We start from the raw sequence: 18,500 nt of genomic DNA, 5'->3' as shown, positions 1-18,500 counted from the left end.
CTCAGGCAGTGGGGTGGCCGGTATGCGGGGTGTGGATCAGTTCGGACAGATCGAAGCCCTGCAGGCGGGCCGCTGCAAGATAATGTTCCTGCACGGTGGCATCCAGTCGCGGTTCGCGGGCCAGCAGCCAGAGGTATTTGCGGTCCGGGCTGCCGACCAGGGCGACGCTGTAATCGGGGGCCACCTGGATCACCCAGTAATCGCCCTTTGCGAAGGGCAGCCAGCGCAGGCCCTTCGGCAGGAAGCTGACCTCCAGCCGCGCCACATCGTTGTCTACCGGGCAGGCTTCGCCGGTGGCCTCCTCGACCTCGCCGTCCATGCGGCAGCGGTTGGTGACGCCGACATTGCCGTTGTCGTGCAGGGTGTAGTGCGCGGTGACATCGGTGCAGCCGTCCGGCTCGTGGCGCATGGGCAGGCGTGCGATCTCATACCAGGTGCCCAGGTAGCGGGGCAGCTTGAGGTCGGCGACGGTCTTCAGTGGCGGGTGGTCGGTCATCGTGCTTGGTGCCGGAAGAAACGGACCCCCACCATGCCGCCGGGCTCGCCATGGGCAGGTGAAACCGGGGCGAGCGCCACGTCCAGAACATTGCGTCGCCCGCGCGGCGTGCCAGTGCCCGCCGGTGCGGCGCTATGCTTGCGCCAGCGCCGCGTTTTTCCCCATACCCGCGAAGTGGAGGTGCCGATGTACCAGGTGATCCTGTTGAAGAGTGAAACCGCGTTTGCCCGCGAGCAGTGGCCGCAGGTGGACGATGTGGTCGATTACGAAGGCGTCAGCTACAGCCTGCGCGCCGGCCCGCGGCAGCCGCTGCCGACCGACCACGACTGGCATCCCATTGCGGTGTACGCGCCGGATGAGATCAGCGAAGAGGAATTCCAGGACTGGTACGCGCTGCAGCAGCCCCAGGTGGAAGAGCTGCGGTTGAAGTACTGAGGGCCGGGTAGAGTCGACCGCTGGTCGACTGCTTCTGGCGGGACGCCCTGGAAATCCCGCGCTGCGCGCGGCAGTCGACCAACGGTCGACTCTACCTCCGTCGCCGAGGTTCGCAGCGCCCTCCATCCAGCCTTTACCAGCCGTGCCGTATAGTCGCGCGCAGGCGCGGTGGTCCGCGCGAACCGGTGTGGCTGGCTTGCTTTCCTTCTTCCGAACGATCCTGGGGCGTGGCCCTTCGCTGGCGCTGCTGTTGTGTGGCGCGCTGCTGCTGGCCGCGCCGGTGCTGGCCCAGGATGATGACCCGACGCCGAAGCAGCAGCTGGCCCAGTTCGATGCCAGCCTGAAAGAGGTGGATCGCAAGCGCGATGCCGCCGAGGCCACGGAAACGCTGGCGATGCTGTCCGAGACCGCATCGCAGGTGCGCCGCGATGCCGAGGCCCTGGAAAAGAGCCTGCAGCCGCAGCTGGACCAGTTGACCGAGCAGCTGGCCCAGCTGGGCACGGCACCGGAGGGCACCACCGAGCCGCCGGAGCTGGCGACGCAGCGGCGCAACCTGACCCGCCAGCGTGATGCGCTGGCGTCTTCAATCGCGCAGGCAAAAGCCAGCGCCGTGCGTGCCGGCCAGCTGGCCACCGACATCGAGAAGCAGCGCACCGCACAGCGCACCGAGGAACTGGGCCAGAAGGTCGATTCGCCGCTGTCGCCGTCGCTGTGGCGCAAGGTCGCCAAGCAGCTGCCGGTGGATATCGCGCGGGTCACGCCGCTGGCCGCGCAGGGCCGTGATGCCCTGGTGGATGCGCTGAACAAGGAAGGCTGGTGGACGCCGCTGCTGGGCCTGCTGGCCGCGCTGGTGATGATGTTCCCGCTGCGCCTGTGGCTGCGCGCGCTGGGCCGGCGCTTCGCCGCCTCCGACCGTGCACCCGATGGGCGCCTGCGCCGCTCGGGCCTGGCCATGTGGCTGCTGCTGGTCGGCACCCTGCTGCCGGGCTATGCGGTGGTGGTGTTCATCGCGTCGCTCAACGCCATCGGTGGTATCGCCCCGCGCCTGCAGAACGTGGCCGACGGCGTGGTGCAGGCCACCTTCGTGGCGGCCTTCATTGCCGCGCTCAGCGCCTGCCTGCTGGTGCCGACGCGGCCCTCGTGGCGGCTGCTGAACCTGGATGACACCGCCGCGCTGAAGCTGCGCAAGTACGCCTGGGGTGCGGCCGCGCTGGCCTGGTTCAGCACGGTGCTGGTTGCCATCGACCGGGCTACGCGCACCAGCGACGTCACCACGGTGGCGCTGGACGGCGTGATCGCGCTGACCTACCTCGGCCTGATCATGGCCATGCTGGTCACCTTGTCGCGCCTGCACCGCCGCCAGAATGCCGAAGCCGAGGCCAAGCTGGAGGCGCAGGCCGATGGCGTGGGTGCGGCAGTGCCGGTACGTCGCAGCAGCTGGCTGGTGCTGGCGCGCGTCGCCGGCAACCTGGCCGTCACGGCCGCCATCATCGCCAGCCTGCTGGGCTACGTGAACTTCGCCAAGTTCGTCAACGAGCAGTTGATTGGCGGTGCCATCGTGGTGCTGGCGGCGATGCTGCTGTTCAAGTTCGTCGATGACTTCAGCACCTGGCTGCTCAACGCCGACAGCAAGGTCGGGCAGACCATCCTGCTCAGTACCGGCCTGAGTGTTTCGCGGCTGGAGCAGGCCGGCGTGCTGCTGTCGGCGATGCTGCGCGCGCTGGTGGTGCTGATCGCGCTGCTGGCGCTGGCCGCGCCGTTCGGCAACGTCGGCACGATCGTCGAGCGCATCGCCGCGCTGGCCAACGGCATCACGATCAACAAGGACCTGACGCTGCAGCCGGGCCGCATCGTGACCGGCGTGCTGGTGCTGCTGGTGGGCGTAGGCCTGACCCAGCTGATGCAGCGCTGGCTGACCGACACCTACCTGCCCAAGACCGAGCTGGACCTGGGCGCGCGCAATTCGATCAGCACCATTGCCGGTTACGTCGGCATCATCCTGGTGGGCCTGTGGGCGCTGACCGCGATGGGCCTGGACATGAAGAACCTGGCGCTGCTGGCCAGCGCGTTGTCGGTGGGCATTGGTTTCGGCCTGCAGGCGATCATCCAGAACTTCGTGTCGGGCCTGATCCTGCTGGCCGAGCGCCCGGTGAAGATTGGCGACTGGGTGAAGCTGGGTGACCAGGAAGGCGACATCCGCCGCATCAACGTGCGTTCGACCGAGATCCAGGTGGGCGACAAGTCGACGCTGATCGTGCCGAACTCGGAGCTGATCACCAAGACCATCCGCAACATGACGATGGGCAACAACCAGGGCCGTATCCAGATCCAGTTCGCGGTACCGACCAGCACTGACGTGGCGGGCCTGAAGCAGGCGCTGCTGGATGCCTATGGCGCGCACCAGGCGGTGCTGGCGCAGCCGGCGCCGTCGGTATTCATTGACAGCATTGCCGGCGGCCAGATCACGTTCAACAGTTTCGCTTACGTGGCCAGCCCGAGGCAGGTGTATGGCACGCGCAGCGATCTGTATTTCAGCCTGCTGCAGATACTGGCCGAGCGGGGGATTCCGCTGTCGACCCCGACTGACATCCACCTGGTACGCGATACCCCGCCGGAGTAAGAGGGGGTTCTTTTTGCAGGGCTTGCAGCCCTGCACCTGCTGAAATCAACGTCAACGTCAAAAGCCTGCATTCCGTGGGTTGGCGGGGTGGGTCCGGTTGCGGGGGACGCCGTAAACCCATCCATGGGGGCTTGGTCGCGGCATCCATGCCGCTCACACCCCCGCAACCGGACCCACCCCGCCTTCGACAGTTCTCCGCGATCTGTTGGAACGACGCTCTGCTGTGGTGGGTGCCGACCGTTGGTCGGCACGGGGTCGAACATTAATATCTGACAGATTTCATCCACGTATGGCGTGGATCTACTGGGACGACGTTCTGCTCTGGTGGGTGCCGACCGTTGGTCGGCACGGGGTCGAACATCAATATCTGACAGATTTCATCCACGTATGGCGTGGATCTACTGGGACGGCGTTCTGCTTTGGTGGGTGCCGACCGTTGGTCGGCACGGGGTCGAATATCAATATCTGACAGATTTCATCCACGCATGGCGTGGATCTACTGGGACGGCGTCCTGCTTTGGTGGGTGCCGACCGTTGGTCGGCACGGATGATTTCATTTGATATCTGACAGATGTGCCGACCAACGGTCGGCACCTACCCACAGCCGCGTGAACCTGTCGAAGGCGGGGCACTGTGGGTTTGCGGGGTGTGAGCCGCATGGATGCGGCGACCAAGCCCCCATGGATGGGTTTACGGCGTCCCCGCAAACCCACAGTGCCCCGCCATCCCACGGAATGCCGCTCTGGCTTTGGCCGTTGCCCTGGGTTGAAGCAGGTGCAGGGCTACAAGCCCTGCAAAAAAACCTCTTACCCCCGCGGTCGCCCGCGCGACGGCACCAGCGCAAACGTATCCACCGCCAGCTTCTCGGCATGGTTCAACCACGCCCGGATCTCCAGATCATCCACCTCGTGGTCCAGGCCAAACGAGACGTTGATCTTGCCGTCCGCATCCGGCTGTACCCACTGCTGCGCCAGCACCACCTTGCGCTGCGACGATACCGCCTCGATCCAGAAACCACGGTCAGGGCGCGTGCTCGCCACCAGTTCCAGCATGTACTGGCCCGCACGGGTGCGGCGGCCCTTCTGGGTGATCATGTGCGCCTGGCGCACGCTCGGGCGCGGGCCCTGGAACGATTCCAGCGGTGCATCCACCGCGATGCCGCCACGCAGGTCGTCATCGCGGAACAGCTTGATGCCGTTGTCGCGGTTCACCAGCAGCGCGCACCAGTCACCATCGGCCGAGCCATCCTCGAACGCGGTGCAGCGGTCCACATAGGCCAGGGTGTTGTCCGGGTCGGCATCGTCGAACTGTCGCGAGGTGTTCTCCAGATACACCGACTTCAGGCCCCAGTCCTTGTCGTACTCCAGCAGCACCGGCGGCTGCACGTGCTGCAGTCCCACCACCACCTGGTCATCACCATCGATCTTCAGCTCGCGGGTGGGTTCGCCCAGCCACAGCGAGCGGGCGAAGGCCAGGTACTGCGGGTAATCGCGGCCGCCGTCACGCTGGGTCGCCACGCTGGCACTCGGTGCACGGTGGGTGTCGATCAGCGAACGGCCAAAGCCCATCGTCTTCAGCTGCGGGTCCAGCAGGCTGAGCAGCGTCGCACCCGAATCGAGGGTGGTGCCGGCGTCAGCTTTCAGCTGCTGCGGGGCAATGCCATCGCCCAGGAACAGCAGCAGGTTCTCGCGCTTCTGCCTGGTCAGGATGCTGGTGAGGTCGTTGGGCATCGCCAGGTGGTCCGAGGCGATCACGATCAGCGTGTCCTTGCCGTACGGGCTGGCCTGGATGCGCTGCACCAGCTGAGAGATCAGCCGGTCGCTGCACTTCAGTGCGTTGAGCATGTTGATGTTGCCGTAACTGCTCTCATAGCGCTGGCCCTTGCACGCCACGGGCAGGTGGCCGGCCGGGTGGTGGGTGTCCATGGTCAGCGTGGTCAGCATGAACGGCTCGCCCTTGCGCGAGAGCTGTTCAAAGCGCTGGTAGGCCGTGTCCAGCAGCACGTCGTCGTGCACGCCCCACGGCGAGTAATGCACGCGGCCGATCTTCTTCTGCTGCTTGAACCACTCCAGGTCGTGCACTTCATCGAAGCCGTGGCTGGCCAGGAACTGGCCCTTGCCGGCGAAGCGGCCGCTGGCGCCGCCCAGGTAATGGTTGGTGTAGCCCTGCTGCTTCAGGTAATCGCCCAGGCACACGGCCTTGGGCAGGAAGCTGCCCATGCGGTCCATGCTGTTCTCATCGCCCTGCGAGGTGGTCAACGGCACGCCACACATCGATGACACCAGGCCGGCGATGGTCCAGCCGCTGCCCTCGGCCGATGCCAGGCCGCGCACGTCCAGCGACTGGCTGGCCAGGCGGTTGATGTTGGGCATCAGGCCCGGGAACACGTTCTCGTCCAGGTAGGTGCGCTCCAGGCTTTCGCCATAGATCCAGACGATGTTGCGCGGGCGCTGCAGCGGCTGCGTCGGCACCTGGTATTCGGGGGCGATGCGGGCGAAATCGACCGGGCGCAGCTGCTGGTACAGGCGCTGGCCATCGCGTGCCAGCGGGCTGACCATGATCGTGGCGATCCACACCACCGCGAAGCCCGCGAACCATGCGCCGCCGTGGCCGGGGCGACGCCAGCGCTTCACCCGCGTGGCGAACAGCGGCAGCAGCGAGACCACGATGAGCCCGATGTAGCCGGCGATGTAGCCCTTGAAGTCCGCGATACCCGCGCCTTCCATGTCGGCGCCCAGGTGGTAGAGCGTTGCTGCGTTCAGGCCATCGCCGGACAGCTTGTCGATCAACCACCACGTGCTGAGCAGGAGCAGCAGCAGCGAAAAGGTGCTCGCCTTCCACCACACCCACTTATCGGAGGCGAGGAACAACCAGGCCAACAGCAACAGCGACAGCAGCAGGATCCAGAGCATAAGCGGCTTCGGCAGTGACGGGAGGTGGTGATGGACGTCGTACCGACGCGTGTCCATCCGACCAGCGCTGCCTCAAGCACACATGCATGACAGGCTGATGACCCGATAGTGCATGCACGAACCTGACTGAAATGTTTGTTTGTTACATGAGGTGAAAACGCGTGCTGCAGGTAAAAACAGTGTGAATGCAGCTACGCGATTTCATTAAGAAACGGCGCGATTTCCCGTTTCTTCAACGATGCCCGCGTTCCTCGCGCGCACGTGCACGCCGATCAAACAGCAACGCGCTGGTCACGATGCCCAACCCAAGCACGACGCCGATCAGCATCAGGAACAGTGCGATGGCAGGGTAGCCGAACAGGTGCCAGCCGGTTTCCAGCTTCATCATCAGCGAGGCAGCCATGATCAGCGCTGCACTGATGATGCCGGCCGCCACGCGGTTGGCGATCTTCTGCAGGTTCTCCATCAACCGCGATTCTTCCAGCCCGGTCACCTTCATCTGCAGGCGGTTCTCGGCCAGCAGCGCCATGATGTCGGTCAGCTTGCGTGGCCCATCGCGCAGCAGCTGCTGCAGCTCCATCGCCTCGCTGGCGAGGTTGGCGGCCGACAGCGATTTCTTCAGGCGCGCGCGCATCACGTGCTGCAGCTGTCGCTCGACGATGCGGCGCGTATCCAGGTCCGGCGCCAGCAGGCGGCAGACGGTTTCCAGGTTGAGCAGGGCCTTGCCGACCAGGCTCAGTTCCGGCGGCGTGCGCAGGCCGGACGCGGTGGCGATGCGCACCATGTCCAGCACCACGCGGCCTTCGGAGAAGCTGCCGCTGGCGGCATAGCGTGCGATCAGCTGGCCGGTCTCGCGCAGGTAGCGTTCCTCGTCGAAGGCTTCCAGGCGCGTGCTGATGCTGATCAGGTCGTCAGCCACTTCCTCGCCGCGGCCATCAACGGCGGCGAACAGGATCTTCAGCAGGCGCTCGCGCAGGCGCGGCGGCATGTGCGCGACCATGCCCAGGTCGAAGATCGCCAGGCGCCCGTCGGGGGTCACCCGCAGGTTGCCCGGATGCGGGTCGGCATGGATCTCGCCATGCACGAAGATCTGGTCCAGGTAGCCACGGATCAATGCGGCGGCCAGGGGATCCATCGCCTGCTCGGTGCGGCGCACGTCGGGAATCGCGTCCACGCGCACGCCGGTGGCCAGCTCCATCGTCAGCACGCGCTGGCTGCAGTAGTCCCACAGCGGCTGCGGTACCCACAGGCGCCGGAACGGCTTGAGGTGGCGGCCGAAGCGCGCGAGGTTCTCGGCCTCGGCGTGGTAGTCCAGCTCCTGCATCAGCGTCTTGGCGAATTCGTTGAGCCAGTCGCGCAGGCGCACGCGGCGACCGACCTGGGTGAGGTGGTCGGCCGCCAGGGCGAAGCTGCGCAGCGCCTCCAGATCCGAGCGCAGCTGTGCGGCGACTTCCGGCTTCTGCACTTTCACCGCCACCTGGCGGCCGTCGTGCAGCACGGCACGATGCACCTGCGCGATCGAGGCGCAGCCCAGCGGCTCGGGGTCGAACGAAGCGAACAGTTTGTTCACCCCGGCACCCAGTTCCTGTTCAACGATGGCGTGGATGCGCTCGACGGGAATCGGCGCCACGTTCTCCTGCATGCGCTCCAGCGCCGTGGCGAATTCGGGCGGCACCATGTCCGGCCGCGTGGACAGCATCTGCCCGAGCTTGACGAAGGTCGGTCCCAGCGCTTCGAGGTCGCTGACGAACTGCTCCGGGTTGCCGTCGGCCGGCACGTCGGTATGGCTGCCGGCCGCGTCCAGGTTCATGCCGGAAAAAACGCCCGAATGGCGGTAGCGCATCAGCAGGCGCAGGATCTGGCTGCGCCGGTTCATGCCCTTGACCAGCGGGGGATTGGCCGTGGCGGTGGACGGATTGCTCAAGCGGAACTCCCATGCAGGCAAGACAGGGGTAGTGCCGGCCGCTGGCCGGCAACGCCGGGGCGGGGCGGCTGCCGGCCAGCGGCCGGCACTACCGGGGCCCTGCAGTGTGGCCGGGCGGCGGTAGGCACGCGGTGAACCCGCTTCCGCAGCAGGCACCGGATCAGTCAGAATCCGTCCATCCCCTCTTTGGATCCACCATGGCCGGTGCCAGCCTGTTTGCCCTGCTCGACGATATCGCCACCCTGCTCGACGACGTCTCGATCCTCACCAAGGTCGCGGCAAAGAAAACCGCCGGCGTGCTGGGCGACGACCTGGCGCTGAACGCGCAGCAGGTGACCGGCGTCAACGCCAACCGCGAACTGCCGGTGGTGTGGGCGGTGGCCAAGGGCTCGCTGGTGAACAAGGTGATCCTGGTGCCGGCGGCGCTGGCGATCAGCGCGCTGGAGGCCTGGCTGCACAGCCGGGGCTGGAACGTGCCGCTGATCGTGCCGCTGATGATGATCGGCGGTGCCTTCCTGTGCTTCGAAGGCGTGGAAAAGCTGGCCCACCGCTTCCTGCATTCGTCCGACGAGGACGCCGAGCACCAGGCTGAGCGGCGCAAGGCGCTTGCCGATGCGCAGGTGGACATGGTGGCGTGGGAAAAGGACAAGGTGAAGGGCGCCATCCGCACCGACTTCATCCTCTCGGCCGAGATCATCGTGCTGACCCTGGGCGTGGTGGCCACCGCGGCCTTCACCCAGCAGCTGGTGACCCTGGCCGTGGTCGCGCTGGCGATGACGGTGTTCGTCTACGGGCTGGTGGCCGGCATCGTGAAGCTGGATGACGTGGGCCTGTACCTGTCGCGCAAGGGCGGGGCGGTGGCCGCGTTCGGCCGTGGCCTGGTGGTGTCCGCGCCGTGGCTGATGAAGTTCCTGTCGGTGGCCGGCACCATCGCCATGTTCCTGGTCGGCGGCGGCATCCTGGTGCACAACGTGCCGGTGCTGCACCACGCGGTGCAGGGCTTCGGTGGCGAAGGGCAGTGGGGTTGGCTGATCAGTGCGGCGGCGAACATGGTGGTCGGCATCGTTGCCGGTGCGATCGTGCTGGCCGCGGTGACCGGCATCCAGAAGCTGCGCGGGAAGTAACAACGGCCGCCGGGCGAAGGGCGTGCCGACCAACGGTCGGCACCCACCAGGGCGGGATTACCCCGCCTGCACCCGGTTCTTGCCCTGGCGCTTGGCAACATACAGGGCCTCATCGGCGCGGCGCAGCAGGGCCTCGGCATCATCGCCGGGCTGCCACTGCGCCATGCCGGCGCTGAAATGCACCGGTACGCGCTGGTCCTGCACGGTCAGCACGCGATGGGCCAGCGAGCGCTGCAGGCGCTGCACCGTGGCCATGCTGTCGGCGCCCGGGGTTTCCGGCAGCACCAGCACGAACTCGTCACCGCCGAGCCGGGCAACACCATCGGTGGCGCGCAGCAGCAGCCGGCAGATCGACACCAGGTGCTGCAGCAGGGCATCACCGCCGGCGTGGCCATGGGTATCGTTGGTCTGGTGGAAGTCATCCAGGTCGATCACCGCCAGGCCCAGCGGCGTGTTGTTGCGCGCCGCCCGTGCCATTTCCCGCTGCAGCATTTCGTCCAGCCCGCGCCGGTTCAGGGCCTGGGTCAACGGATCGATGCGGGCCAGGTCGCCAGCTTCGCGCAGTTCCTGTTCCAGCTCGGTGATGCGCCGCTCGGCCCGTTCCACTTCCTGCCGCGCGCTGGCCAGGTGGTCACGCGCCTGCGCGGCCTGCTGCTGCACCTTGCCGGTGTCGTGCATCACTTCCTGCAGCAGGTGGTTGAGGTCGGCGATGCTGCGCGCCTCGCGCAGCTGCAGGGCATAGGTGCCGATGCGGTCGTGGTACTCACCGGTACTGGCGGCCATGCCGTCCATGCGCTCGATGAACTCGCCCATCAGGCCGCGCATCGCCGCCTTTGAATCATCGATGCCCTGGCGCAGCAGCCCCTGCTTGTAGATCACCTCGCGCAGTTCCGCGCGCGTGCGCTCGACCGACTCCGCTTCCAGCGGCCCGGCCAGCAGTTGGCGTACGGCGGCGATCTGCCCCTGCAGCCAGCTGCGGTCATCCAGCAGCTCGCTCACGTTTTCCAGCAGCAGGGCAAACAGCTCCAGCAGCAGCGCCTGCTGTTCCTGCCAGCTTTCCGCACGCACGCCCACCTGGTGGCCCAGCTCGCGCACGCCCTGTTCGATGGGCTCCAGCGGCGCTCCCGGCTGCCATTGCCGCAGCTGGGCGGCCAGCGCCTGGGCCTGCTCGCGCAGGTCCGGGTCGTGCAGCAGCAGCGACACCACCGCGCCGCCCAGCAGCAGGCGCAGCTGTTCGGACAGGCGCAGGCTGTCGGGCTGGCCATCGGGCGAATGCTGCTCGATGGTGCGGATGTACTTGTCGATCAGCTGCCGCATCGCCCGGCCATAGCGCGGCCAGTCGGCGCTGGCCTGCGCCGACTGCAGGCGGTCGCCCATGTCGCCCAGCTCGCCGGGCAGGGTGGCCATGCCATTGGCAAAGGCGGCCAGCAGCGGCTCGGGTGCATCGGCGCCGGCAAACAGCTGCTGCAGGGCCACGGCCGTGCCGCCCTGCAGGACCACCCGGTCGCCACGGCCATCGTCGGGCACCGCGCGCGTGTGCGCCGGCGGTCCCAAGGCGGTGCCGGGGGCAGGGCGGTGGTCGGGCTGGTCCGTCATGGCAAGAAAATCCTGGGGCTGGCAGGGACTGGTGACAGCATATCGGCGCGGCCGCCGACGGCTTGAACGGCTACGATGGGCGACAGGATGCCGCAGTGGAGGTGGGTATGCGCGTGATGTTGCTGGGGGCGACCGGCCTGGTCGGCGGGCTGGCCCTGCCGATGCTGCTGGACGACCCGCTTTGCCGCGCGATAGTGGCCCCGACCCGGCGCCCGCTGGGCCTGAGCCATCCGAAGCTGCATGCTCCCGTGCTGTCGTTCGACGCGCTGCCCGATGCGCCGGACTGGGCGCAGGTGGATGCGGTGATCTGCGCCCTGGGCAGCACGATGGCCCAGGCCGGCAGCCGCGAGGCCTTCTACCGCATCGACCACGATTACCCGCTGGCCTTCGCCCGGCTGGCGCGCAGCCAGGGCGCCCGCGTGCTCGTGCTGAACTCGGCCGCTGGCGCCAATGCAGGCTCGGCGTTCTTCTACAACCGGGTGAAGGGCGAGCTCGAGCGCGATCTGCGCGCGCTCACCTTTGCTTCGCTCACCCTGGTGCGGCCGGGCCTGATTGGTGGGCAGCGGCAGCAGGTACGCCGTGGCGAACACTTCGCCCTGCAGTTGCTGGGCGCGCTGGGGCCGGTGCTGCCGCGGGCATGGCGGATCAATCCGGCCAGCCGTATCGCCAGGGCGCTGGTGGATGCTGCGCTGGCGCCGCCGCCGGGCGAGCACGTGGTGGCGTCCAGCGCGCTGGTCGGCTGATGTCGCGTGCGCTGCGCCTGAGCCAACTGCTGCAGCTGCTGCGCCGGCACCGCCGGCCGGTGGCCGGGCAGGCGCTGGCCGATGCGCTGGGCATCAGCCTGCGCACGCTGTACCGCGACATCGAGACGCTGCGCGCACAGGGCGCCGACCTGCGTGGTGAGGCCGGCGTGGGTTACCAGTTGGTGCCCGGCGACGTGCTGCCGCCGATGACCCTGCCCCCGGCCGAGATCGATGCACTGGTACTGGGCCTGCGCTGGGTGGCCGCGCGCACCGAGCCGGCGCTGGCCGACGCCGCCCGTGATGCGCTGGCACGCATCGCCCACGTACTGCCAGCGGCACGCCGCGAAGCACTGCGCGACAGCGGCCTGCGCGTAGGTCCCTCGAAAGCCGCGGCGAAGGTGCCACCGGCGCGGCTGCAGGCAGTACGCGAGGCGGTAGGCGCGCAGATGCGGCTGCAGTTTGCCTATGAGGATGCACAAGGGCAGCGCACCGAGCGCGTGGTCTGGCCCTTCGCGCTGGGCTATTTCGATGAAGTGCAGATGCTGGCGGCGTGGTGCGAAAGCCGCGAGGACTTCCGCCATTTCCGCCTGGACCGCATCTGCCGGGTACGCACGCTGGAAGCGCGTTACCTGGTGCCGCGCGGCACGTTGCTGCGGCGCTGGCAGAAAGCACAGGGCATCGCCCCGGATTGGCTGGACCAGTCGTGAGTTGCCGGCCGGCGGAGGTAGAGAAGCGGGGGTAGAGTCGACTGGTAGTCGACTATCGCGCGCCGCGCGGGACTTTCTGAGGCAAGAGCAGTCGGCTGACAGTCGACTCTACCAAGGCAGAAACAGAAGCCAGCGCCGCCACGCTGCCGACAGGATCTGTCAGCAGGGCCGCACCACCATGGACACTCCCAACAACGGAGGTTCCCCATGTTCAAGCCCAGCACCCTGCTGCAGTACGTGCGTGATGTCACCGCCAGTGCCACGTTCTACAGCAGCATCCTCGGCACGCCGCCGGTCGAGCAGTCGCCCGGCTTCGCCCTGTTCCTGCTTGGCGATGGCGCGGCGCTGGGCCTGTGGCAGCGTGATGGCGTGCTGCCAGCGGTCACCGCAGAAGCCGGCGCGGCCGAGCTGGCGATGGTGGTGGCCAACGCTGCAGAAGTGCAGCAGCTGCACGACGCCTGGCGCGCACTCGGCGTGCAGATCACCCAGGCGCCGGTCACCCTGGAATTCGGCCACACCTTCGTTGGCGTCGATCCCGATGGCCATCGCCTGCGTGTCTACAGCCGCGCCGAAGGGTTGGTTGCGCGCGATTGATCGCCACGCTGCGCCCACAAAAAAACGCCGGGCAATGCCCGGCGTTTTTTCAGTTCATGTGCCAACCAACGGTTGGCACCCACCCATCAGCTGGCCAGTGCCAGGTCGTCCATCATCGCGCGCAGGAAGCGGGCCGCTTCGCCGCCGGTGGCGGCGCGGTGGTCGAAGGTCACCGACAGCGGGATGACCTTGTGTGCTTCCACGCCGCCCATCACCGGGGTCATCTGGTGGCGGGCACGGCCGGCACCGATGATGGCCACGCACGGCGGCACCACGACCGGGGTCGCGTAGCGGCCGGCGAACATGCCGAAGTTTGACAGCGAGATGGTGTAGCCGCTCAGTTCGGAGGCCGCGATGGAACGGGCTTCCACCTGTTCGCGCAGGCGGTTGACGCCTTCGCGGATGCCGCGGGCATCGAGCATGTCGGCATTGCGCAGCGCCGGCACGAACAGGCCGTCGTCGGTGTCCACGGCGATGCCGATGTCCACCTGCGCGTGCAGGGTGCGGGTCAGCGCTTCGCCGTCGAACCAGGCGTTCATGGCCGGCACCTTCTGCGCGGCCACCACGATCGCGCGCACCAGGCGGGCGGTGACGTCGTTGCCCGGCAGCCAGGCGTGGATGTCGGCGTCGTCATTCAGCGTGGTCGGCACGACCTTGCTGTGCGCATCGGCCATCACCCGCGCCATGTTGCGGCGCACGCCCTTCAGCGGCTCCGGCTGGCCCTTGGCGACCACGCCCGGCGGCTGGGTACGCATCGGCTTGCCGGCGGCGGACAGCGGGGTGCGGGCTTCGCTCTGCACCGGCGCAGCCACCTGGGCCGGGGCCGGGGCGGTATACGCAGCAGCGGCGGCTACCGGTGCCGGGGCAGCCCCCAGCTTGGCGCTGCCGTCGGCCGCAGCCTGCTTGACGTCGGCCATGGTCACCGCGCCATCGGCGCCGGTGGCGCGCACGCGGGCCAGGTCCACGCCCAGCTTGCGCGCGGTGGCACGCACGGCCGGCACGGCCTTGACGCCACCGACGGCCAGCGCCTGTTCGGTGTGCACGGCATTGGAGCTCTGCATCGCGCCGACCACGGTGCCGGCGTCATCACGCTCGGCCTTTTCTTCAGCGGCGGCAGCCACCGGGGCGGCCGGCAGCGGCGGCGGGTTCGGTGCGGCCGGGGCCGCCGGGGCCGCCGGGGCGTGCCCGTGGCTGTGGCCGGTGTCCTGGCCATCGGCGCGCTGCGGCAGGTTCGGGTCGATCTCGAAGCTGGCCAGCACCGCGCCGGTCGGGATGATGTCGCCGGCGGCGCCGGACAGCTTCAGCACCTTGCCGGACACCGGCGAGGGCACTTCCACGACGGCCTTGGCGGTCTCCATCGACACCAGCGGCGCGTCCAGCTTGATCACGTCGCCTTCCTTGACGAACCACTCGACGATGGTCGCGTCCGGCAGGCCTTCACCCAGGTCGGGCAGGTTGAAATTCTTGGTCTGGCTCATGTGCAGTTCTCTTCCAGCAGTTCCAGTTCGCGGGCCGGCAGCCAGCCCGTCGCGCCATTCGCGCGCTCGGACCACCACCACCCACCATGTTCGTGATGCAGCTTCACCATCTCGCCGTTTTCCACATCCAGCTCGCGGGCGTCGTAATCGCGCAGGGCTTCGGCGCGACCATCATCCAGCAGCTGCAGCCAAGCGACGGGCGCCCATCCAGCGCGCCCATCGTTGGTGCGTACCCAGGCAAACGCCGGCCATTCCTCGTCACGTACACCGACTTCGACGATCTGGCCGGTGCGGAACCGGAGCGGGTTGGAATACTGGCTGCGGTAAGCCCCAAGGAGGCGGGCCCGCATGTCAGCCTGCCGCCACCGCGCGCTTGGCCGCGGTCACGATCCGGTCCACGCTGGGCAGGTACTTCATTTCCAGGCGGAACAGCGGAATGTGGGTGTCGTAGCCGGTAACGCGCTCGACCGGGGCCAGCAGGTCGTACAGGGATTCCTCGGCCAGGCGCGCGGCGATCTCGGCACCGAAACCCGCGGTCTTCGGGGCTTCCTGCACGACCACGCAGCGGCCGGTCTTGGCCACCGATTCGGCGATGGTGGCGAAGTCCAGCGGACGCAGCGTGGCCACGTCGATGACTTCGGCACTGATGCCTTCGCCGGCCAGCTTGTCGGCCGCTTCCAGCGCTTCCTTCACCTGTGCGCCCCAGGCCACCAGGGTCACGTCGGTGCCGTCGCGCAGCACGAAGCACACGTCCAGCGGCAGCGCTTCGCCGTCGTTGACGACCACTTCCTTGTACTGGCGGTAGATGCGCTTGGGTTCCATGTAGATCACCGGGTCGGGATCACGCATGGCGGCCAGCAGCAGGCCGTAGGCACGCTGCGGGCTGGACGGCAGCACCACGCGCAGGCCCGGCACGTTGGTGAAGATCGATTCGTTGGCTTCGCTGTGGTGTTCCGGCGCGCGGATGCCACCGCCCCACGGCACGCGCAGCACCATCGGGCAGTGCAGGCGGCCACGGGTACGGGTGCGCAGGCGCGCGGCGTGGCAGATGATGTGGTCGACCATCGGGTAGACGAAGCCGTCGAACTGGGCTTCGGCCACCGGCTTCATGCCCTGTGCGGCCAGGCCGACGGTCAGGCCGGCAATGGTGGTTTCATCCAGCGGGGTGTCGAGGATGCGCTGCGAACCAAAGCGCTGCTGCAGGCCGGCGGTGGCACGGAACACGCCGCCGTTGACGCCCACGTCCTCGCCCAGCACCAGCACCGACGGGTCGTGTTCCAGCTCCCAGGCCAGGGCCTGGGTGATGGCTTCGATCAGGGTGATGGGGGTAGCGGTCATTGCGATATCTCCACCGGCGACAGCGGCGCTGTCGGCGGCATTGGCCTGGGAAGCGGATGCGCCCGTCTTGATGTCATCCATGGCGCTGCTCCAGGGCAATGGCGGCCGCGCGCTGGGCCAGCAGGTCCGCCGGCGGATCGGCATACAGGTAGTCGAACATCGCCTCGACCGGCTGCACCGGGGTATTGAGGTACTGGTTCACTTCCTCGTCCACCTTGGCCGCGCACTGCTCGACCCAGGTCTTTTCTTCGTCTTCGCTCCACACGCCCTGGGCGATGAGGTACTTGCGCAGGCGCAGCATCGGCTCACGGGTCCAGGCGTCCTTCACTTCGGCGTCGTCGCGGTAACGGCGTGCGTCGTCGGCGGTGGTGTGGTCGGACAGGCGGTAGGTCAGCAGCTCCAGCACGGTACCGCCGTCGCCAGCCAGGCCGCGTTCGCGTGCCTGTTCCATCGCGGCCAGCACGGCGATCAGGTCATTGCCGTCCACCTGCAGGCAGTGCAGGCCACCGGCCAGGCCCTTCTGGGCCAGGGTTTCGGCGCCGGTCTGGGCCGAACGCGGCACCGAGATCGCCCAGCCGTTGTTGACGATGCACAGGATCAGCGGGAGCTTGTAGGCACCGGCGGAATTGAGCGCGGCGTAGAAGTCGGTCTTGGAGCTGCCGCCATCGCCGCACACCGCCACCGCGATCTGCGCTTCGTTGTTGAGCTTGAACTTCAGCGCAGCGCCGGCAGCATGCAGGCACTGGGTGGAGATCGGCACGCAGAACGGGAAGTCCTTCACCGCGTTGCCGGTGTAGTCATTGCCGCGCTCGTCGCCGCCCCAGTACATCAGCACGTCGTACGGGCGCACGCCACGCATGAACATCGCACCGTATTCGCGGTAGCTGGGCGCGAACACGTCGCCGGCCTTCATCGCAGCGCCGATGCCGACGTGTGCGGCTTCGTGGCCCAGGCAGGCAGCATAGGTGCCGAGCTTGCCGGTGCGCTGCAGCGCGATGGATTTGCTGTCGAACGTGCGTACGTACAGCATCTGCTTGAACAGCGGCACCAGGACGGCCGGATCCTTCAGGGATGCGGGCAGGTCGTCACGGACGAGCTTGCCGTCCGCGTCCAGGTACTGCAGGTATTCGATCTTGAACTCAGCGGCAACCGTCATTGCGTACTGCACCTTCGACAGAGAAGTTACAAATGATATGAATCGCCATGTTAAGGAACGCGTACGAAATAGCCTTCCTGCGGCGCAACACGGGGATTCCCCTTTGTACCCCTGGCGACGGCTCGGGGGCCAATAACAACAACGTATTCAGTCGTTGCTGCAAAGCATCAGAATACGCCTTTGGCTGACTGCCGGCGCAACGGCGCGAAAGGTTCCACGCGCAACGGCGGTTCCACAGGCCACTGCACGCCCCGGTATGGTCCGTACGCTGCCCCTTGCCCGCTGCCCGCACGGCAGGCAACGCGCTACCCTTGCCGCCCCTGATCTGGTCCCGCCCATGTCCGTCGACAACAACCAACGCGATCTCGAAGCCGGCATCCACACCGACCTGCACGGGCGCCTGACCTACGGCGGCTACCTGCGGCTGGACCAGCTGCTGACCGCGCAGCAGCCGCTGTCCAACCCGCCGCACCACGACGAGATGCTCTTCATCATCCAGCACCAGACCTCGGAGCTGTGGCTGAAGCTGCTGGGCCACGAGCTGCGGGCGGCGATCGGCTTCCTGCAGCGCGATGAAGTCTGGCAGTGCCGCAAGGTGCTGGCGCGCAGCAAGCAGGTGCTGCGCCAGCTGACCGAGCAGTGGTCGGTGCTGGAAACGCTGACCCCGTCCGAGTACATGGGCTTCCGCGACGTGCTGGGCCCGTCCTCCGGTTTCCAGTCGCTGCAGTACCGCTACATCGAGTTCCTGCTGGGCAACAAGAACGCGCAGATGCTGCAGGTGTTCGAGCATGACGTGGAAGGCCAGGCGCAGCTGCGCAGCGTGCTGGAAGCGCCGAGCCTGTACGAGGAATTCCTGAAGTACCTGGCGCGCTTCGGCCACGCCATCCCCGACCTCTACACCGACCGTGACTGGACCCAGCCGCACGTGTCCGACGACAGCCTGCAGCCGGTGTTCGCCCGCATCTACCAGGACACCGATCGCTACTGGCGCGAGTACTCGCTGTGCGAGGACCTGGTGGACCTGGAAACCGCCTTCCAGCTGTGGCGCTTCCGCCACATGCGTACCGTGATGCGGGTGATCGGCTTCAAGCGCGGCACTGGCGGCTCCTCCGGAGTGGGCTTTTTGCGACAGGCATTGGAGCTGACCTTCTTCCCCGAGCTGTTCCAGGTGCGCACCAGCCTGCAGGTGGCACCACCGGCCGGCCCGGCCTGAGCCCCATTCAGCAAGGCCGCCGGCGATGGGCTGGATCGTTTCAGATGCAAGTTCAGCGAGCAGGCCGTGACCTGCCTCAAACGGCGTGTATTTGACGTGAACGCCAGAAGTCGGTGATCCTCGCGCGTTGCTCCAAGCGCACATCGGATGTGCCGTCCATCCAC

General features: G+C 67.4%; 15 protein-coding genes. 7 read left to right on the top strand and 8 right to left on the bottom strand.

The features are described 5' to 3' along the window. Position 1 precedes the first annotated feature (1 nt). Complete coding sequence (locus C1926_RS09985) at positions 2-496, bottom strand: lipocalin family protein (protein WP_108759068.1); 495 nt, start codon at positions 494-496, stop codon at positions 2-4. A gap of 186 nt (positions 497-682) precedes the next feature. On the opposite strand from C1926_RS09985, the gene C1926_RS09980 reads away from it, so the two are divergent. Next, complete coding sequence (locus tag C1926_RS09980; RefSeq protein ID WP_079223952.1) at positions 683-931, top strand: hypothetical protein; 249 nt, start codon at positions 683-685, stop codon at positions 929-931. 187 nt (positions 932-1,118) lie between these two features. Then, the gene (locus C1926_RS09975; protein WP_174214090.1) at positions 1,119-3,551 is read left to right on the top strand and encodes a DUF3772 domain-containing protein; all 2,433 of its coding nucleotides are present in this window, start codon (positions 1,119-1,121) and stop codon (positions 3,549-3,551) included. An 806-nt stretch (positions 3,552-4,357) separates the two neighbouring features. Here the strand turns inward: C1926_RS09975 and C1926_RS09970 are convergent. Together C1926_RS09970 and C1926_RS09965 are read right to left on the bottom strand one after the other, a co-directional pair. Next, a complete protein-coding gene (locus C1926_RS09970) occupies positions 4,358-6,463 on the bottom strand; it encodes a phosphoglycerol transferase I (RefSeq protein WP_108759066.1) in 2,106 nt (701 codons plus the stop codon). A 232-nt stretch (positions 6,464-6,695) separates the two neighbouring features. Continuing rightward, positions 6,696-8,339: an AarF/UbiB family protein gene (locus C1926_RS09965; RefSeq protein ID WP_234458342.1), complete on the bottom strand. Its 1,644-nt coding sequence runs from the start codon at positions 8,337-8,339 to the stop codon at positions 6,696-6,698. Positions 8,340-8,584: 245 nt separating this feature from the next. Between C1926_RS09965 and C1926_RS09960 the strand changes: the two genes are divergently transcribed. After that, positions 8,585-9,511 carry a DUF808 domain-containing protein gene (locus C1926_RS09960; protein WP_108759064.1) on the top strand — a complete coding sequence of 309 codons (927 nt, stop codon included), beginning with the start codon at positions 8,585-8,587 and terminating at the stop codon, positions 9,509-9,511. A 57-nt stretch (positions 9,512-9,568) separates the two neighbouring features. Here C1926_RS09960 and C1926_RS09955 read toward each other — a convergent pair whose 3' ends face one another. Further along, the gene (locus C1926_RS09955) at positions 9,569-11,107 is read right to left on the bottom strand and encodes a GGDEF domain-containing protein (RefSeq protein ID WP_108759063.1); all 1,539 of its coding nucleotides are present in this window, start codon (positions 11,105-11,107) and stop codon (positions 9,569-9,571) included. 107 nt (positions 11,108-11,214) lie between these two features. Between C1926_RS09955 and C1926_RS09950 the strand changes: the two genes are divergently transcribed. The 3 genes from C1926_RS09950 (at position 11,215) to C1926_RS09940 (ending at position 13,151) form a co-directional block, all read left to right on the top strand. Then, a complete protein-coding gene (locus C1926_RS09950; RefSeq protein ID WP_108759062.1) occupies positions 11,215-11,850 on the top strand; it encodes an NAD-dependent dehydratase in 636 nt (211 codons plus the stop codon). Continuing rightward, positions 11,850-12,557: a YafY family protein gene (locus C1926_RS09945; protein ID WP_108759061.1), complete on the top strand. Its 708-nt coding sequence runs from the start codon at positions 11,850-11,852 to the stop codon at positions 12,555-12,557. Before C1926_RS09950 ends, C1926_RS09945 begins: the two co-directional genes overlap by 1 nt. 207 nt (positions 12,558-12,764) lie before the next feature. Beyond that, entirely contained in the window at positions 12,765-13,151 is a 387-nt protein-coding gene (locus C1926_RS09940) for a VOC family protein (RefSeq protein ID WP_108759060.1), read from the top strand. An 86-nt stretch (positions 13,152-13,237) separates the two neighbouring features. On the opposite strand, the gene C1926_RS09935 is transcribed toward C1926_RS09940, so the two are convergent. From C1926_RS09935 to pdhA, 4 genes are read right to left on the bottom strand one after another with little or no spacing between them, the layout of a single operon-like run. After that, positions 13,238-14,629: a dihydrolipoamide acetyltransferase family protein gene (locus C1926_RS09935; RefSeq protein WP_108759059.1), complete on the bottom strand. Its 1,392-nt coding sequence runs from the start codon at positions 14,627-14,629 to the stop codon at positions 13,238-13,240. Then, on the bottom strand, positions 14,626-14,979 hold the full coding sequence (locus C1926_RS09930; RefSeq protein ID WP_079223933.1) for an SH3 domain-containing protein: 354 nt from the start codon (positions 14,977-14,979) through the stop codon (positions 14,626-14,628). The genes C1926_RS09935 and C1926_RS09930 overlap by 4 nt, the downstream gene beginning before the upstream one ends. A 1-nt stretch (position 14,980) precedes the next feature. Further along, on the bottom strand, positions 14,981-16,048 hold the full coding sequence (locus C1926_RS09925) for an alpha-ketoacid dehydrogenase subunit beta (protein WP_079223931.1): 1,068 nt from the start codon (positions 16,046-16,048) through the stop codon (positions 14,981-14,983). Beyond that, positions 16,041-17,123, bottom strand: a complete 1,083-nt coding sequence (pdhA, locus tag C1926_RS09920; protein WP_079223930.1) for a pyruvate dehydrogenase (acetyl-transferring) E1 component subunit alpha — start codon at positions 17,121-17,123, stop codon at positions 16,041-16,043. The genes C1926_RS09925 and pdhA overlap by 8 nt, the downstream gene beginning before the upstream one ends. Positions 17,124-17,460: 337 nt before the next feature. On the opposite strand from pdhA, the gene C1926_RS09915 reads away from it, so the two are divergent. After that, a complete protein-coding gene (locus tag C1926_RS09915; RefSeq protein WP_108759058.1) occupies positions 17,461-18,336 on the top strand; it encodes a tryptophan 2,3-dioxygenase family protein in 876 nt (291 codons plus the stop codon). The last annotated feature ends 164 nt before the right edge of the window (positions 18,337-18,500 follow it).

This window comes from Stenotrophomonas sp. ZAC14A_NAIMI4_1 (assembly GCF_003086915.1).
Classification (GTDB): Bacteria; Pseudomonadota; Gammaproteobacteria; order Xanthomonadales; family Xanthomonadaceae; genus Stenotrophomonas.
The sequence above is the reverse complement of the archived record's forward strand: the minus strand, read 5'-3'. Positions and strand labels throughout refer to the sequence as shown.